Source organism: Pseudomonas hygromyciniae, from assembly GCF_016925675.1.
GTDB classification, from domain to species: Bacteria; Pseudomonadota; Gammaproteobacteria; order Pseudomonadales; family Pseudomonadaceae; genus Aquipseudomonas; species Aquipseudomonas hygromyciniae.
The window spans coordinates 3,113,743-3,130,779 of the sequence record NZ_CP070506.1; the positions used below are offsets into that span (position 1 = coordinate 3,113,743).

Sequence of the window (17,037 nt, forward strand, 5' to 3'; positions counted from 1 at the left end):
GGCATCAGGATAACCGCGTTATCGTTGATGATTTTCGCCGGCAAGCCGGCTCCTACGGGAATAGGCTATGGTTGCTCACCACACCTGTATTTGTGAGCACCATGCCCTTTCTCGCCCGAACCCACCCTCGCCTTTCCGCCGCCGCCGTCCTGGGCCTGGCAATCAGCATCCTCGCGCCCTTCGATTCGATCCTCACCAAAATCCTCATCGGCTGGAACGCCGGAGTCTGGACTTACCTGGTCCTGATGCTGCGCCTGACCATCCGGGCCAAGGCCGAAGACGTCAAGCGGATCGCCGAAATCGAGGATGAGAACGCCGGCCTGGTGCTGTTCATGGTGTGTATTGCCGCGATTGCGAGCCTGGCGACCATCGCTTTTGGCCTGGCCGGCACTAAACACCTGGACACCGCCGAACGCCTGCTGCACTACGGTTTTACCGGCGTGACGGTGATTGGTTCGTGGTTGCTGATCGGGGTGATTTTCAGCGTGCACTACGCCCGCCTCTACTACACCTGGGAAGGCAAGGAGCCGGCGCTGCGTTTTGCCGAGGGGCCGCTGACGCCCAACTACTGGGATTTCCTGTACTTCTCTTTCACCATCGGCGTCGCCGTGCAGACCTCGGATGTGGGCGTCGCCACCCGCGCCATGCGCAAGGTGGTACTGGGGCAATCGTTGATCGGGTTCCTGTTCAACACGGCGATCCTGGGGTTCTCGATCAATATTGCCGCCGGACTGTTCGGTTAACCGCCAAGAGCGCCCACAAAAAAAGGAAGCCGAAGCTTCCTTTTTCTTGAGCGGGTGTCTTAGAAGTCGTAACGAATACCGAAGTTGACACCCCAGGGCTGGTCGATTTTCTTGCCTTGGCTGGTTTCAAAGTCTGCATGTACCTTGACGTTCTGCGAAACCGACATGGCCACACCGGCGGCCAATTCCACCCGCGAACCGGACAGATCATTGTTGAAGCTTTGACCGTTGATAAACACCTTGTTGCTCTGATCAAACTCATGGGCCACGGCAGTACGCAGGTAGGGCTGCAGTACACCGCCACTTTCCAGCTGGATGTTCTTGCCAGCCGTCACACCCACCTTGCCGACCACGCTGCTGGAGCGATCACCTTTGGCCTTCAGGCCATTGGACAGCTCATAGCTCTGCGCCTGGGTGATCGTTGCCGACAACTGGCCATACGGTTCAACGAAGAAATCGTTATCCAGCTTGATGTGGCGACCGAACTCGGCCGATGCACCCACGGCGTTTTGCGAGTAGCTTCCCTTGGCTTTTTTACCATCGCTCATGGTCACGTCGTTGTCAGTGTGCAAGCGGTTGAGCTTGGCCACACCATCGAAGTACAAACCACTTTCAGCGTCCAGCCAGGTGGCGTAACCGCCCACATAGTAACTCTTGACCTCACCACTGCTGCCTCGGGTCAGGCTCAGGTCCGAGGTGCTGTGGCCGCCCATCACGCCGGCAATCCACTGACCATCACCGCTGGACAACGGCGCGTCGGCACCGATGGTGAAGCCCTTCTGGACCTGCTTGTAGCCCGCGCCGTTCTTGTTGCTCGCTACGTCGAATTTATTGCCGTAGCTGCGCATCCACAGGCCGTTGCCAGCCCCTTCACTGAAGCGCAATTCACCCATGCGCGTACGCAGGATGCTCATCTCGCCGTACAACACGGTCGGCGCGCTGTTGAACAGGGCGAGTACCGAGTGGGCGCTGGTGCTGGTGCCGCGACGGGTCGGGTCGAGCAACCAGTCGGTACCCTCCTGCTTCAAGCCATAGGCAAAGGCACCGACGTCCACCGTGTCACCCAGCAGGGAAAAGTGCGCATTGCCGCCTTCGGTCTGCACAACCTTGATCGGCTCGCCGCGGGCCATTTCCGAGCCGGTGGCGGCCAGCAGCAGGCTATGACTGCCCTCGGCCTTGCCCTCGACGTTGAGGAAATCGGTCTGGTGGGTGGAAAAGTCGGTGTGCATGATGAACGTGCCCTCGCCTTCCAGGCTCTTTACGTTCAATTGGTAGAACTCATCCGCCCCGCCGAAGTGCACGGCGCCGCCGCCCATCTTCAAGGCGTCGACATTGCTGTCGCCCACCAGCACCCAGTTGGAGGCATCGTTCACGCTCAACTCGGCAACGTTTTTCAACTGGCCGGTCAACCAGGAGCCGTTGTTGAGCTGCACCTTGGCGCTGCTGCCATCCTCGGCAACCACGTCGCCCACCAGGACGCTGCGGTCAACGTTCATGTTGGCGGTGGCGCCACCGGTGACTTCCAGGATATTGCCGTTGCCGCCGGTCAAGGTCGAACCATTGAGCACCTGAATATCAGCTGCGGCACCCGCGACCAACAAGGCTGCGCCGTTGCGACCTTCGACATGGGACCCGTCCAGCATCAGGTTGCTGGCATTCAACGTCGGCGATTCATACGATAGGCGCACGCCATTTTCGCCACCTGTGATTCGGCTCGCCGAGGCAGTGACATCACCGCCTAACAGCAGTACACCGAGACCATTTTCGTCAGTGGCAACAACATCTGAACCAACGAAGTTGATCTGGCTGAAAGAGGTGGTACGTGCACCTTCCGTCGAGCCCTGTACTAGGCTGTTGAAAACGCTCACGCTGGACCCGTTACTGCCCGTGAAGTTGCGTGCAGCGACAATACCAATGCCATTCTTGTTAATGACGCTGCTGGCATTGACCTGCATCTGGCTGCCTTGCAGGTTGATCGCATATCGAGAGGAGCTTCTAGCCTCTACCGTGGCACCGTTCAGGTTGATCTGCGATCCCTGGCTGGCGTAGATATCCTGGGCCTTGGTACCCGCATTCAGCGTCAGGTTGCCAGCCGTTACTCTTGACTGTTTCAGCTCCGCCCCGTTGGAGATCAGGTGCGCATTGCTGTCAATGACCCAGTCGTCGATCCTGGTACCGGATTGAATGGTGCGTTCCATGCCAGGATGAAGGGTGGTAGTTGCGTGAGCCAAAAAGGAGCCCAGCATCAGGAAACTGGCAGTTGGCACCTGAAGAGCAATTACCAGAGGGTGTTTTTTAAAAACAGTGTTGATACTCAATGCATGTATACCCGTAAAGAACCTTCCCCGCAGGGAACGAATTGACCGGCACCACGTGAGATGGGTCCAAGCCATGAGGGGCGCAGGTTAGGTAAGCACGGAGTACAGGTATGTAGGATTTATCTTTAAGTATTGTTCGAACAAATATTTGCTAACCGTAGGAAAAAAAAAGAGGAGCCAAGCTCCTCTTTTTCCATTCACGGTCTAACGACTAGGGCCACGGCGAACCGTCGCAGTAAGCTGGGCCCGGAATCACACCGCGTACCCAGTAGATCGCCTCCGCAGACTCCACGGGTGTTGGGATCCCAATAATACTGATCCTGTAGGATATTTTTGCCGACCCCATAGAGAAGCTGGCTTGATTGATCGGCTTTACGTAGGTGTCATAAGGGCCCACCGGCACGTTGAAACCGACCTGCGTTTGCTGGAAGTTCAGCGGCCCGAATGGAAAGGTTCCTGTCGCACCAGGAATAGGCACAGCACCATCGTCATCGCTGCAACCTACCCAATCCACATTGACGATCATCCCTGGCTCAAAGTGCTCACTGGGCGGTACGAAGACCTGAAGGATACGGTTGGGTGCCGGTACTGCTTTACACCCGATTTGGCCGGGCACGACGCCAGGAACTGCGGACGATGCGTCGACCACTTCAGGTGCCCGGAGCGAAATCACATTCGCAGTGACGTTAATCGTCTGGTTGGGCGATGAAACACGGTTGTGTGTTGACGCGAGGCGGATGTCATAGCGCAGCGGGATCAGGTTGTTGGAGTGCCTGCGGATGTAAGGCCACGCAAGGACCATAGGTATTTCATCACCAGGCATCGCGCCGACGTTGTCGACAAACGCGCTATCGACCAGATCGTTCATGTAAAACAGGTCAATGTAAAATGGATGCGCCGAGGGTAGCGGCATAGCGCTCCACAGGCGCACTACCACGTCGGCATCCTTTTCTGCGTCGAGTTCATTGAGCTCGTTGGTCAGCCCCGAACCTCGACCCGTCAATACGGGTAAGGGCAAGTTGGGGTTTACCAGGTCCGGCTCCCAGGGATTGATCGGGCCGCCCACTTCCAACTCAAGTTCAATATCGGTCGGGGCTGGCACCCAGTGCAATACGCCGTGGCGGCGGACCGCATACTCCACCCGCAGATTAATCGCGCCGGTGCTGGTCCCGTACAGGGCAACGAGTGTTGGAAAGTCGATATGGAAGTTATAGGGGAACGGCGATCCGCCCAGCGGGTAAGGGCCAATCTCCCGAACGCCATTGGCAGTCGTCAGACGCACTAAGAACGCGTCTGCTGTGCGATCTGCATCAACGTAGCTAGGAATAATGACAAACATCCCTGAGGAGGCGGCGGTATCGGCCCGATCGATCAGGCGATCCCCCACCCCAATCAGCGAGATGGCATCCCTGACACCCGCCTGACCAAGTGTAGGCGCAGGGTTCAGGCTAACCGTAATGGGCAACTCGAAGGAGGGTTCACTGCGATTGCCCGCAGCGTCCACAAGACGGTACACCAGCTTTCTGAGGCCATCCCCCAAGTCGGCAAGGGCTTGGGTGAATCGCACTTGCCGATCAGGGAATACGGGGCCTTCGGCGATGGGTTCTGCCGAGTCGCTATTTCCCTCATACAACAACCACCGATCAGTTGGCTGTGCACCTTCGGCCATATAGTCGGGTATACCGAACAGAATGCCGCCAGGGTTCGCGTCCATATAAGGCTGGGTGATACTGCCCGGCCACCCTGCGGGGAGCGTCAACCGGCGCGGGCCGTCTGGAACGCTGTCATAAGGCGCGGTACGGTCGATGATCAGCGGCGCTTGAAATGATCCCGCGTCATTTAGCGAGCTTTGAACGACACGATAGCTGATGTGATGCTCGCCTTCGGTCAGAAATCTTCTAGCGATTCGTATGATGTAGTGCGTGGGAAAAGGAGGGTTAAAAAAAACGGGCTCACTGCTGATACGCCCGGACTGGAAGCCCCCGATATCGTTAATGTGAACATCCAGGACATCCGGCGCGGCAGGGTCGGTGGGAGTGGGAATCCAGAGAGCAGCCCGCACTTCCAGAAAATCCTGGTCCGCTACCGCTCTACTTATCAACCCAGGGTGCGCCACAGGGTCTACCAGCCCCACAATTTCAGGAGCAGGCAAAACAATTTCAATAGGGTCAGCAGTTACGGATCTTTTACTTACCACTGGATAAATCTTTTTCATGATCTTTACCCTTCAGTTAAGTGCCAAAACATTGCATCAAGCGTACTTGCGCCTACAACAATTATTCTTTCGCATTCGAATTACTTCACCACTTAATACGGTAATTAGAGACAGATCTTTCCCACGGCAGGTACTTGCCAGAGCACCTGCTTTTGCACTGACTATGTTAAGTGGCGGAACCAGATCAACTGTCGTCGTTGCACCCCTCTAGAGAACCATCACAAAAACCCGCATCGCCAGGCTGGCAAATCTTCCCGCTACCGGGAAATACCCGATCAATGCGCACTCGACCGACCACAGAGTCACCAATCAGCGCCCCACCGCGCCGGACAAAGAACTCAGCGGTGGCCGACGCAAAGTTACGCATAGGTTCTATCTTTGTTTCCCATGGCCAAACTCTGATACTCAAACCATTGGCTATATCATCGGCATTCAGTGAAACGGTTGAGTTGAAATCCGTGCCATCAATAGGATCTTCCCAAGCGTTACTTAAAAACCCTTGCCAGAAAAACTCAATTTCATCCCCAGGCAGATAACGTGAGTCCGCACGTATGAACCAATAGACACCATGACAGATCGAAGGCTTTGACTCACAAGTAAGGTAGCGTGCCGGGCCATGCAAAGTGTGCTCGATCAATGGCGCGTCAAACTTTACAAGTGGCGCAACATGAACATTAACTAGCGTTTCCGGCGAATGTTGTTCGTTGACGCCATTACTAGTGGTGTAATAAACGGGAATCCCAGGATTGTTGCCACCGTCGACAATCACGCTGCCCGAAACATCAGTGAATTGAACAGGCTGATCGGTTACATCACCCGCTTGCACAACATAATGAGCAACCGGGCCAACACCGTTCCAGTACAGCTCAAGGCGCTCGCCGGGCTGTGGGTCTTGATACAATCTGACCCACACTTCAGCGCCCAACTCCCGATCACGAAAATCAAGCTCGTTATGTAAGCCCGATCCTTTGCCAAAGACATCGACCAAGGGCAATGTATCGTTGCGCAATGCTGGCGCATTGATATGGTCTTGTCCGGCGATCGTCAAGTTGACCCAAATAAAGCTCAATGGCGATGGAAAAGGTGGCCGACCTGGGCGATGTATTTCGTACTGGACCGGCACTTCCATAAGTGCCAATGGCGCGGTACCGCGTAAAACATCCCAAGGGATTTCCACTGCAAACGGAAAATGCGTGATTGGCTGAGGAGGAAGTACTCGACGGCCATCCCAGATCATCACCACACTGTCGCCCGGTGCAAAGCCGGTGTACTGGCTTTGAATCACGGCGGCAACACTCGCCCTGGCATCATCGCGCTTGATCAGAAAGTCGTTGTAAGCCGGCGGGCGAATTTGCGGTGGTAGCAAATTGACCGGGGAAGGCATCAGGTTGACCTGAAAGTCCATCGGCGCACTGAAAACAGTGAAATTTCCGGCTCGATCATAGAGGCGGTATTGCAGGTAGGCCGTACCGTTGGGCAATGTGCGGAAATCATCCGCAGGAATTCTGAGGATCAGCGGCTCACTGATCGTGGGAAACTCCTGAATGCCTTTCTGAATCGAAGGAAAAGGCGGGGTATCGTCATCCAGGTACCACCCTGCTAGGTCACGTTCAGCACGACCGATGTAGTTCGGTAATAGCACTTCGATAAAAGGGTGGGTCGCCAGTACCGCCTCGGTAATACCCGTCAGTTCTATCGACGGATCCACGAACCGTCCCTTGTCATCCGGGTGCTGAAACCTCGGCGGGTTATTGTCGACGGTGAGGGTGCGGGGCGCAGAACGAATGGACGTCCCATCTTCGGTGACCACCTCGTAAGACACCTCCACCACCGCGTCAATTTCCCGCATGAAATCCACTGGGATATACAGCGAATAAGGGAAATCGGCTGGATTCAATGGGCCGGTAAATGACTGCGAACTCGCTTCGACATCAATGCCCTGAATTCTCCACCACAGTTTGAGGATATGGGTCCTTGTTGGTGACGGGCCCGGAATCCACTGAGGGATACGGCACTCCAGGGGTTGCAGCGACACAGCCAGAGGAATCAAGCCTTGGGGATCGCTTGGGTCGACACCGACGATTTCGTCAAACTCGTCGAGCATCGTAATTTTTTTTACGGTGCGGGCCGTTGCAGTCGGTGCCAAGCATGGTGTTTTCAGTCTGGACATGTGGCCTTCCCTCAGGGTGGTTTTGAAGGAATTAAACGCCGGAATCGGCCCATCGGATACTGTCAGAACTAACAGGTAAGGCACTCCACTCGTCGGATTTCATCCTATGGCGCCTCAGCGATTTGCCTTCGCGGCCCTTGACTATCGAGCATGGCTGGTGTTTTCTGAAACCGGTTTCAAATAGATTCATGAACCGTCTATTCCAAAATAAGAAAGGCCCGCTACCGTGACTTCATTCTCTGCCGCCCAGCGCAGCCGCGTGACCATGCTTGATGTAGCCGAACGTGCCGGTGTGTCCAAGGCCAGCGTGTCGCGCTTTATCGGCGATGACCGCGCCCTGCTCTCCGACACCATCGCCCTGCGTATCGAGCAAGCCATCGATGAGTTGGGTTACCGCCCCAACCAGATGGCCCGGGGCCTCAAGCGTGGGCGCACGCGCCTGATCGGCATGCTGGTGGCCGATATCCGCAACCCCTATTCCATTGCCGTGATGCATGGTGTGGAAACCGCCTGCCGGCAACACGGCTACAGCCTGGTGGTGTGCAACACCGACCGCGATGACGAGCAGGAGCGCCAGCACCTGGCGGCGCTGCGTGCGTACAACATCGAAGGTTTGATCGTGAATACCCTTGGCCATCACCTTGAGCAACTGCTGGAGTTGCAGCGGGAAATGCCGCTGGTGCTGGTAGACCGTAAGGTGGAGGCATTGCACAGCGATCTGGTGGGGCTGGATAACCCTCTGGCCGTACGCATGGCCCTGGAACACCTGGAGCAACAGGGTTATCGGGACATCTTGCTGGTCAGCGAAACAGCGGATGGCACCAGTTCGCGGGTGGAGCGCCTGGACAGTTTCCAGGCCGAAATCAGCCGCCGCCCAGCGTTACGCGGTAGCGTGCTGGAAATTGACCCAGACTTGAACCGCGGTTTGCAGGCGTTTCTGGCCGCCCCCAAGCCAGGCCCCAAAGCGCTGTTCTGTGCCAACGGCGTCGCCGCGCTGGCCTGTACTCGGGCGTTGCGTGAATTGGGTTGCCGTCTGTTCGAAGACGTGGGGGTGATTGCCCTCGATGATCTGGATTGGTTCCCGTTGGTCGGTAGCGGCATCACCGCCCTCGCCCAGCCCACCGAAGCTATTGGCGCCAGCGCCTTCGAGTGCCTGCTCAAGCGCTTGCGTGGAGATACTTCGCCAACCCACGCCGTGGATTTCGCTCCGCAGCTTATCGTGCGAGGTTCCACCCACCCGATATAGGCGTCGCTGCCGACATGGGTGGGCTTTTTTTGCCTAAAAATGAAACCGGTTTCAGAGATCAATAACAATGCACAAATATCCCGTTTCCATCAGCCTTTCCAGCTACGGCGCAGGCCTAGTTCGCCAGCGCGGCCAATTGAGCTTCGTCGAGCTGCTGGCCGCTGCCGGCGCCACACGCATTGAATGGCGTGAAGAACTGCTGACCACCGAACAACCCAGCGCACTGGCCCAGGCTGCCGCTGAGCAGGACCTGGAGTGCGTGTTTTCCTCGCCCCTGGAACTGTGGGTGGCCGGCCGTGCACAAGCGAACAACGAACTGGCCGCCACCCTGGACCGAGCCCAGACCTTCGGTGCGCGCTGGTTGAAGGTCTCGCTCGGTTACTTCACCGACACCAACGACCTGCACAGCCTCAGCGCCCTGCTCAACCGCCACCCGGTGCGCTTGCTGGTGGAAAACGACCAGACCCTGCACGGTGGGCGCATCGAGCCGATGCAACGCTTTTTCGATGAAGCCGAACGCCTGAGCGTGCCGGTGAAGATGACCTTCGATATCGGCAACTGGCACTGGCAGGACCAATCGCCCCAGACCGCCGCACGCCTGCTGGGGCGGCATGTCGATTACCTGCATTGCAAGGCGGTGGCCCGGTGCGCCGACGGCAAGTTGGTGGCGCTGCCGCCGGGCGCCGCCGACCTGCATCAGTGGGAACAATTGCTGGGGCTGATGCCCCAAGGAATCAGCCGCGCGGTGGAATTCCCACTGCAAGGCGACGACCTGCTGCAGGTTACTGCACAGCAGGTGACCACCCTCAGCGTCCTTGGCCAACCGCGTGTGGAGAATGCCCATGTCTGAGATCGATATCCTGTCGTTTGGCGAGACCATGGCGATGTTCGTCGCCGAGCAAACCGGCGACCTGGCCCAGGTCGGCCAGTTTCACAAACGGATCGCCGGCGCCGACAGCAACGTGGCAATTGGCTTGTCGCGCCTGGGTTTCAATGTGGCCTGGTTGAGCCGGGTCGGCGATGATTCATTAGGCCGTTTTGTGGTCCAGACCCTTGAGCGCGAAGGCCTGGATTGCCGGCATGTGGCGGTCGATCACGCGCACCCCACCGGTTTCCAGCTCAAGTCCCGGGAAGAGAGCGGCGCCGATCCGAAGGTCGAGTATTTTCGCCGTGGCTCGGCGGCCAGTCACCTGTCCGGCGCCGTGATTACGCCTGAGCTGCTGCAAGCGCGGCATCTGCACGCCACCGGCATTGTGCCGGCGTTGTCAGACACCGCCGCCGAGCTGTCGCGCCAGTTGATGAGCCAGATGCGCGCAGCGGGCCGCAGTGTGTCCTTCGACCCTAACCTGCGCCCCTCGCTATGGCCCAGCGAGCAAAAAATGATCCGCGAAATCAATGCCCTGGCCAGCCTGGCCCATTGGGTATTGCCGGGCTTGAGCGAAGGTCGCCTGCTGACCGGCTTCGAAGACCCTGCGGACATTGCCGCCTTCTACCTCGACCAGGGTGTCGAAGCCGTGGCGATCAAGCTCGGCCCTCACGGCGCCTATTACCGCAACCACTTGGACCAGGGCTTTGTCGCCGCCGTGCCCGTGGCCAAGGTCGTGGACACCGTCGGCGCCGGCGATGGCTTTGCGGTCGGCCTGATCAGCGCCCTTTTGGAAAACCTCAGTTTTACCCAGGCAGTGCAGCGCGCCAACTGGATCGGCAGCCGCGCGGTACAGAGCCGTGGCGATATGGAAGGCCTGCCGCTGCGCGCCGACCTGCCAGCCCTGCAAAAAGCCGGCTGACCCCCGGCGCGAAACACCGTTACCTGTTGCCACAACTACAACAAGCTCAGGAGCAACCCCATGAATAACCTGAAACTCGCCACCCGCCGTTGGTGGTACATCATGCCCATCGTCTTCATCACCTACAGCCTGGCGTACCTGGACCGCGCCAACTACGGCTTTGCCGCCGCCTCCGGGATGGCCGAAGACCTGATGATTACCCCGGGCATGTCTTCACTGCTCGGCGCATTGTTCTTCCTTGGCTACTTTTTCTTCCAAGTGCCGGGCGCGATCTACGCCCAACGGCGCAGCGTAAAGAAACTGATCTTCGTCAGCCTGATCCTCTGGGGCGGCCTGGCCACGTTGACCGGCATTGTGTCCAACGCCTACATGTTGATCGCCATCCGCTTTTTGCTCGGGGTGGTCGAGGCCGCGGTGATGCCGGCGATGCTGGTGTACCTGTGCCACTGGTTCACCCGCGCCGAACGCTCGCGGGCCAATACCTTTCTGATCCTCGGCAACCCGGTGACCATGTTGTGGATGTCGGTGGTGTCGGGTTACCTGGTGCAGCATTACAGCTGGCGCTGGATGTTTATCGTCGAAGGCCTGCCGGCGGTGTTCTGGGCCTTTATCTGGTGGCGCCTGGCCGATGAGCGCCCAGCGGACGCCAAGTGGCTGAGCGCCGGCGAGAAACACGACCTGGAAACCGCCCTGGCCGCCGAACAGGTCGGGCTCAAGGCGGTGAAGAACTATGCCGAAGCCTTCCGCTCGCCCAAGGTGATCATCCTGGCGCTGCAGTTTTTTTGCTGGAGCATTGGGGTCTACGGGTTCGTGTTGTGGTTGCCATCGATCCTCAAGGCCGGCCTGCAGATGGACATGGTCGAAGCCGGCTGGCTCTCGGCGCTGCCGTACCTGGCGGCGGTGATCGGCATGCTGGCGGTATCCTGGGGCTCGGACAAGCTGCAAAAACGCAAACGCTTTGTGTGGCCGCCGCTGTTGATCGCCTCCATCGCCTTCTACGGTTCCTACCTGTTGGGTGCTGAACATTTCTGGTGGTCCTACACCCTATTGGTGATCGCCGGTGCGTGCATGTACGCGCCCTATGGGCCGTTTTTTGCCATCGTCCCGGAAATCCTTCCGGCCAACGTCGCCGGTGGCGCCATGGCCTTGATCAACAGCATGGGCGCGCTCGGTTCGTTTGGCGGCTCTTATCTGGTGGGCTACCTCAACAGCAGCACCGGCTCGCCGGGCGCATCGTACCTGCTGATGAGCGGCGCATTGCTGCTGTCGGTAGTGCTGACGATTTTTCTCAAGACCGGTGCTCGTGCCCCCTCCCCGGCAGCACCGTTGCACTCCCTGGATTTGAAGGTAAGAACCTGATGAAAAAACATGTCGTGCTGTACAAGAAACTCTCCGCGCCGCTGATGGCTCGCCTGCATGAGGCGGCCCAGGTGACGCTGATCGAAACCCTCGACCCCACAGGCCTGGCACAGTTGCGTGATGCCTTGCCCGGCGCCCATGGCTTGCTGGGGGCAAGCCTGCGCCTGGATGCGACCCTGCTGGACATGGCACCGCAGCTGGAAGCGGTGGCCAGTGTTTCGGTGGGCGTTGATAACTACGACATCGACTACCTGACCCAGCGCGGCATCCTGCTGAGCAACACCCCTGATGTACTCACCGAAACCACCGCCGACACCGGTTTTGCGCTGATCCTCGCCACCGCCCGACGCGTGGTGGAGTTGGCGAACATGGTGCGTGCCGGCAACTGGAACCAGAACATCGGCCCGCTGCACTTTGGCAGCGATGTACATGGCAAGACCCTGGGCATCATTGGCATGGGGCGCATTGGTGAAGCGCTGGCCCAACGGGGGCATTTTGGCTTTGGCATGCCGGTGATCTACCACAGCCATTCGCCCAAGCCTGCGGTGGAACAACGGTTTGGCGCGCAATACCGCAGCCTGCCCGATCTGCTGCAGCAAGCCGACTTTGTGTGCCTGACACTGCCGCTGACTGCCCAGACTCAGGGGTTGATTGGCGCCAAGGAGTTCGCGCTTATGGGCCCGGAGACGATTTTCATCAATATCTCCCGGGGCAAAGTGGTGGACGAAGCGGCACTGGTCGAAGCCCTGCAACAGCGTACGATTCGCGCTGCGGGTCTGGATGTGTTCGAGCGTGAGCCGTTGAACCATGACTCGCCGTTACTGCGTTTGAACAATGTGGTGGCAACGCCGCACATCGGCTCTGCCACCCATGAAACGCGCGAAGCCATGGCCAAATGCGCGGTGGACAACCTGCTGGCAGCACTGGCCGGCGAACGCCCGATAAACCTGGTGAACACCGGCGCCTGGAAGCGCTGAGCCTGGCCTGAGTGCTGAGAGAGCCTGATTGGAGATAGGGCCTGATTGGTGAGAAAGCTTGATTGGTGATAGGGCCTGATTGGTGATAGGGCTTGTCTGTGGCGAGCGGGCTCGCCCCGCGCTGGGTGGCGAAGCCGCCCTAACAGCCTCACTCTATTCTGCCAGGTACACCGCGGTGACTGGTTTTGGGGCTGCTGCCGCAGCCCAACGGGGGACAAGCCCCCTCGCCACAGGGGGGGGCAAGCAGCCCCAATAACCTCACCATGTTCTGCCAGGTACACCGAGGTGGCTGGTTTTGGGGCTGCTACCGCAGCCCAACGGGGGCGATACGGCGTTCCGGCAAGCCCCCTCGCCACAAGGGGGGGCAAGCAGCCCCAATAATCTCACCATGTTCTGCCAGGTATACCGAGGCGGCTGGTTTTAGGGCTGCTACCGCAGCCCCCCTTCCACACCAGCAGTTAGATCACGAAGCTTGCCACCATGGCGTTCAAGTCCACCGCCAGGCGCGACAGTTCATGGCTGGCAGCGCTGGTCTGGTTGGCACCGGCCGCCGACTGGGTAGCCAGGTCGCGGATGTTCACCAGGTTGCGGTCCACTTCCCGCGAGACCTGGGCCTGCTCTTCAGAGGCGCTGGCGATCACCAGGTTGCGCTCGTTGATCAGGCTGATGGACTGGGTGATCTGCTCCAGCGCCACACCCGCGGCGCGGGCCATTTCCAGGGTGCTTTGAGTGCGCTGGTTGCTCTGCTGCATGGACTGCACCGCTTCACCCGTGCCGTTCTGGATCCCGGCCACCATCTTCTCGATCTCCTGGGTCGACTGCTGGGTGCGATGGGCCAGGGCGCGCACTTCATCGGCCACCACGGCAAACCCGCGTCCGGCTTCACCGGCGCGTGCAGCTTCGATGGCCGCGTTGAGGGCCAGCAGGTTGGTTTGCTCGGCAATCGCACGAATCACGTCCAGCACCTTGCCGATATCGCGGCCCTGGGTGGCCAGGCCTTCGATCAACACCGAGGTGTTCTGCACGTCGTGGGTCATGGTCTGGATCGCGCCCACGGTTTCCACCACACGGTCGCGCCCTTCCCGCGCGGCCTGGTTCGACTGGGTCGAGGCCTCGGAGGTCGACACCGCGTTGCGCGCCACTTCTTCCACGGCGGCGGTCATTTCATTGACCGCCGTGGCGGCCTGGTCGATCTCATTATTCTGCTGTTGCAAGCCCTTGGAGGCTTCCTCGGTGACTGCGCTCAGCTCTTCGGCAGCCGAGGCCAATTGTGTGGCAGAGCCCGCGATGTGCTGGATGGTCTGGCGCAGGTTGTTCTGCATGCTAGCCAGGGCGCCGATCAGGCGGGCCGGTTCATCCTGGCCGTCGTCCTCGATGACTTTGCTCAGATCACCACTGGAGATGGTCTCGGCGGCCGCCACCGCCTTGCGCAGGGGCGTGACAATGCTGCGGGTCAGCAGCCAGGCGAGCAATACGGTCATCAGCGCCGCGACCACCGACACCACGATAATCCCTGTGATCGCATCGCTATAGCTGCGCCCGGCGTCTTCACCGGCCTGTTTGGCATTGGCGGCATTGATCGCAATCAGCTTGTTCAGTTGCTCGCCCATCTGATCGGTGCCGTCCTTGATCCGACTGTTGATCAGGGCGCGCATCTCCTCGACCTTGTTTTGCTGGGACAGCTCAAGCATTTGCGCCTGGGCTTTGAGGTAGTTATCCAGCGTGGCCGCAAAGGTTTTGTACAACGCCGCCTCTTCGGCGCCGGCCGGCAGCGCGGCATAGCCTGCCTGGGCTTGGCGGGCCTTATCGACCAAAACCCCGATACGCGTTTGGGCATCTTGCAGGGCGGCCGGTTCACGATTGACCAGAACACGGAAAGACAGAATGCGCAGGCGCAACACGTTCTCGGTCATATTGGCCAGATAACCGACACTCGGCAGTTGGTTGGCGCCCATATCCAGCGCGGCCTGGCGAATCAACGTCATGCGATTGACAGCAAACACCCCCAGAACAATCACAAGCAACGCAATAAACGCAAAACCGAGAAACGCCCGAGGTGCGATATTCAAATTACGGAGGGACATAGGAAAGCTCTCAAAAAGGGATGGCTGCGAGCGTCCTTGCCGCGACACGGTCACTGTGCGTCAACGCACACAGATGGCTGTTCGGCGCCACTGTTATAAGGGAGATGTGGGCCTATAAAAGATATCGGCAGGCTTGAGGCTTTTTGCACGGATCGTAGAAATATATTTTCACACTTTTGACAGCGGGCGCTTTCTGGCATCCTGCGCGTCCATTTTCTGACCCGAGCACGTATTTTGTCTGACGCTCAAGCCCCCCGCCCCCGCTATAAATCAGACCTGATCTATGGTCTGGAAGACCGTCCGCACTTCACAGCGGCGATTTTTGCCGCCCTGCAGCACGTGCTCGCCAGCTTTGTGGGGATCATCACCCCGACCCTGATCGTCGGCGGCGTATTGGGCCTGGAAAGCGAAGTGCCGTACCTGGTCAGCATGGCCCTGTTTGTCTCGGGCCTGGGCACCTTTGTCCAGGCGCGGCGCTTCGGCCCGGTGGGCTCGGGCTTGCTGTGCCTGCAAGGCACCAGCTTTTCCTTTATCAGCGTGATTCTCAGTGCCGGTTTCATGGTCAAGGCCCGGGGCGGCGGCACCGATGAGATCCTGTCGACGATCTTTGGGATCTGCTTCTTTGCGGCGTTTATCGAAGTGGTGCTCAGCCAGTTCATCGGTAAATTGCGCAAACTGATCACCCCGGTGGTGACCGGCACCATCATCACTTTGATGGGCTTATCGCTGATCAAGGTCGCCGTCACCGATATGGCTGGCGGCTACGGCGCCGCCGACTTGGGCGCGGCCAGCAACATGGGGCTTGCGGCCCTGGTGTTGCTGACCATCGTGGTGCTCAACCGTTTCAATAATCCGTTCCTGCGTCTGGGCTCGATTGTCATCGGCCTGACCCTGGGATTTGTCGTGGCCTGGTGGCTGGGGCGGGTCGACCTGGCAGCCTTGCCGCAAGTGCCGCTGGTGAGTGTGCCCGTACCATTCAAGTACGGGTTCTCGTTTGACTGGGTGGCGTTTATTCCAGTGGCGGTGATCTTCCTGATTTCCCCACTGGAGGCGGCCGGTGATCTGACAGCCAACTCGATGATTTCCCAGCAGCCGGTCAAGGGCCCGCTGTACATCAAACGCATCAAGTCCGGCCTGCTGGCCGATGGCCTGAACTCGGTGATGGCCGCCACCTTCAATAGCCTGCCGATGGTGACCTTCGCCCAGAACAACGGCGTGATCCAGTTGACTGGCGTCGCCAGCCGCTACGTGGCGTATTTCATTGCCGGCCTGCTGGTGTTGCTCGGTCTGTTCCCGATGATTGGCGCGGTCTTGCAATTGATGCCCAAGCCGGTGCTGGGTGGCGCGACGCTGATCATGTTCGGCACGGTAGCGGTGGCCGGGATCAAGATCCTCGCCGAGGCCGGGCTGCATCGACGCAATGTGCTGATCGTGGCGATCTCCCTGGGCATGGGCCTGGGCGTGGCGGCGGTACCGGAAGTGCTGCGCGAGTTGCCCAAGGCCCTGCATAACATCTTCGAGTCGCCGATTACCGTCGGTGCATTCTGTGCGATCCTGCTGAACATCTTCCTGCCGGAAGAGTTCATAGAACTGCAAGAAGATGAATTTGATCCGGAAGCCTCCACCCTCAAAGTGATGCAGGACCCGGCCCCGACGAAATAGGACCCCTTATGCGCAGATTGATCGGCCTGACCCTCTCCCTGGTATTGCTCAGCCTGAGCGCCTGCGCCCTGTTCCCCAACCGTGACGCGCTGCATATCAATGTGGTGGGGATCGAGCCGTTGCAAAGCCAGGACCTGGAAGTGAGGTTTGCGGTCAAGTTGCGGGTGCAGAACCCCAACGAAACAACGATCGACTACAACGGCGTGGCCCTGGACCTGGAGGTCAATGGGCGGCCACTGGCGGCCGGGGTCAGCGATCAGCAGGGATCCATCCCGCGTTTTTCCGAGACGGTGCTGACAGTCCCGGTCAGCGTTTCGGCGTTTTCCGTGCTGCGCCAGACCCTGGGCCTGAGCCAGACCCAGAGCTTGAACAACCTGCCGTATGTGCTGCGCGGCAAGCTGGCCGGCGGGTTGTTTGGCACCCTGCGTTTTGTCGATCGCGGGACCCTGGACCTGCCCAACACAGTGACGTGGTAA

The 17,037-nt window shown here is 59.1% G+C and carries 12 protein-coding genes; 8 read left to right on the plus strand and 4 right to left on the minus strand.

Going from position 1 to position 17,037, the window contains the following annotated elements; genetic code table 11:
• Nucleotides 1–101: 101 nt before the first annotated feature.
• Nucleotides 102–743 carry a DUF1345 domain-containing protein gene (locus JTY93_RS13610; protein WP_205518863.1) on the plus strand — a complete coding sequence of 214 codons (642 nt, stop codon included), beginning with the start codon at nt 102–104 and terminating at the stop codon, nt 741–743.
• A gap of 59 nt (nt 744–802) precedes the next feature.
• Here the strand turns inward: JTY93_RS13610 and JTY93_RS13615 are convergent, their stop codons facing one another.
• The 3 genes from JTY93_RS13615 to JTY93_RS13625 all read right to left on the minus strand — a co-directional run bounded on the left by JTY93_RS13615 (nt 803) and on the right by JTY93_RS13625 (nt 7,446).
• A complete protein-coding gene (locus tag JTY93_RS13615; RefSeq protein WP_240344449.1) occupies nt 803–2,941 on the minus strand; it encodes an autotransporter outer membrane beta-barrel domain-containing protein in 2,139 nt (712 codons plus the stop codon).
• A gap of 331 nt (nt 2,942–3,272) precedes the next feature.
• Entirely contained in the window at nt 3,273–5,276 is a 2,004-nt protein-coding gene (locus tag JTY93_RS13620) for a hypothetical protein (RefSeq protein WP_205477813.1), read from the minus strand.
• Between the two features lie 184 nt (nt 5,277–5,460).
• Nucleotides 5,461–7,446: a hypothetical protein gene (locus JTY93_RS13625; protein ID WP_205477814.1), complete on the minus strand. Its 1,986-nt coding sequence runs from the start codon at nt 7,444–7,446 to the stop codon at nt 5,461–5,463.
• A gap of 226 nt (nt 7,447–7,672) precedes the next feature.
• On the opposite strand from JTY93_RS13625, the gene JTY93_RS13630 reads away from it, so the two are divergent.
• The 5 genes from JTY93_RS13630 to JTY93_RS13650 all read left to right on the plus strand — a co-directional run bounded on the left by JTY93_RS13630 (nt 7,673) and on the right by JTY93_RS13650 (nt 12,815).
• A complete protein-coding gene (locus JTY93_RS13630; protein WP_275899783.1) occupies nt 7,673–8,692 on the plus strand; it encodes a LacI family DNA-binding transcriptional regulator in 1,020 nt (339 codons plus the stop codon).
• A gap of 67 nt (nt 8,693–8,759) precedes the next feature.
• Entirely contained in the window at nt 8,760–9,542 is a 783-nt protein-coding gene (locus tag JTY93_RS13635; protein WP_205477815.1) for a sugar phosphate isomerase/epimerase family protein, read from the plus strand.
• The gene (locus JTY93_RS13640; RefSeq protein WP_205477816.1) at nt 9,535–10,479 is read left to right on the plus strand and encodes a sugar kinase; all 945 of its coding nucleotides are present in this window, start codon (nt 9,535–9,537) and stop codon (nt 10,477–10,479) included. Before JTY93_RS13635 ends, JTY93_RS13640 begins: the two co-directional genes overlap by 8 nt.
• A 60-nt stretch (nt 10,480–10,539) precedes the next feature.
• Entirely contained in the window at nt 10,540–11,838 is a 1,299-nt protein-coding gene (locus JTY93_RS13645) for an MFS transporter (RefSeq protein ID WP_205477817.1), read from the plus strand.
• Complete coding sequence (locus JTY93_RS13650) at nt 11,838–12,815, plus strand: 2-hydroxyacid dehydrogenase (RefSeq protein ID WP_205477818.1); 978 nt, start codon at nt 11,838–11,840, stop codon at nt 12,813–12,815. The genes JTY93_RS13645 and JTY93_RS13650 overlap by 1 nt, the downstream gene beginning before the upstream one ends.
• 458 nt (nt 12,816–13,273) lie before the next feature.
• Here JTY93_RS13650 and JTY93_RS13655 read toward each other — a convergent pair whose 3' ends face one another.
• Nucleotides 13,274–14,899 carry a methyl-accepting chemotaxis protein gene (locus JTY93_RS13655; protein ID WP_205477819.1) on the minus strand — a complete coding sequence of 542 codons (1,626 nt, stop codon included), beginning with the start codon at nt 14,897–14,899 and terminating at the stop codon, nt 13,274–13,276.
• 234 nt (nt 14,900–15,133) lie between these two features.
• On the opposite strand from JTY93_RS13655, the gene JTY93_RS13660 reads away from it, so the two are divergent.
• Complete coding sequence (locus JTY93_RS13660; protein ID WP_205477820.1) at nt 15,134–16,561, plus strand: nucleobase:cation symporter-2 family protein; 1,428 nt, start codon at nt 15,134–15,136, stop codon at nt 16,559–16,561.
• A gap of 8 nt (nt 16,562–16,569) precedes the next feature.
• Entirely contained in the window at nt 16,570–17,037 is a 468-nt protein-coding gene (locus tag JTY93_RS13665) for an LEA/WHy family protein (RefSeq protein WP_205477821.1), read from the plus strand.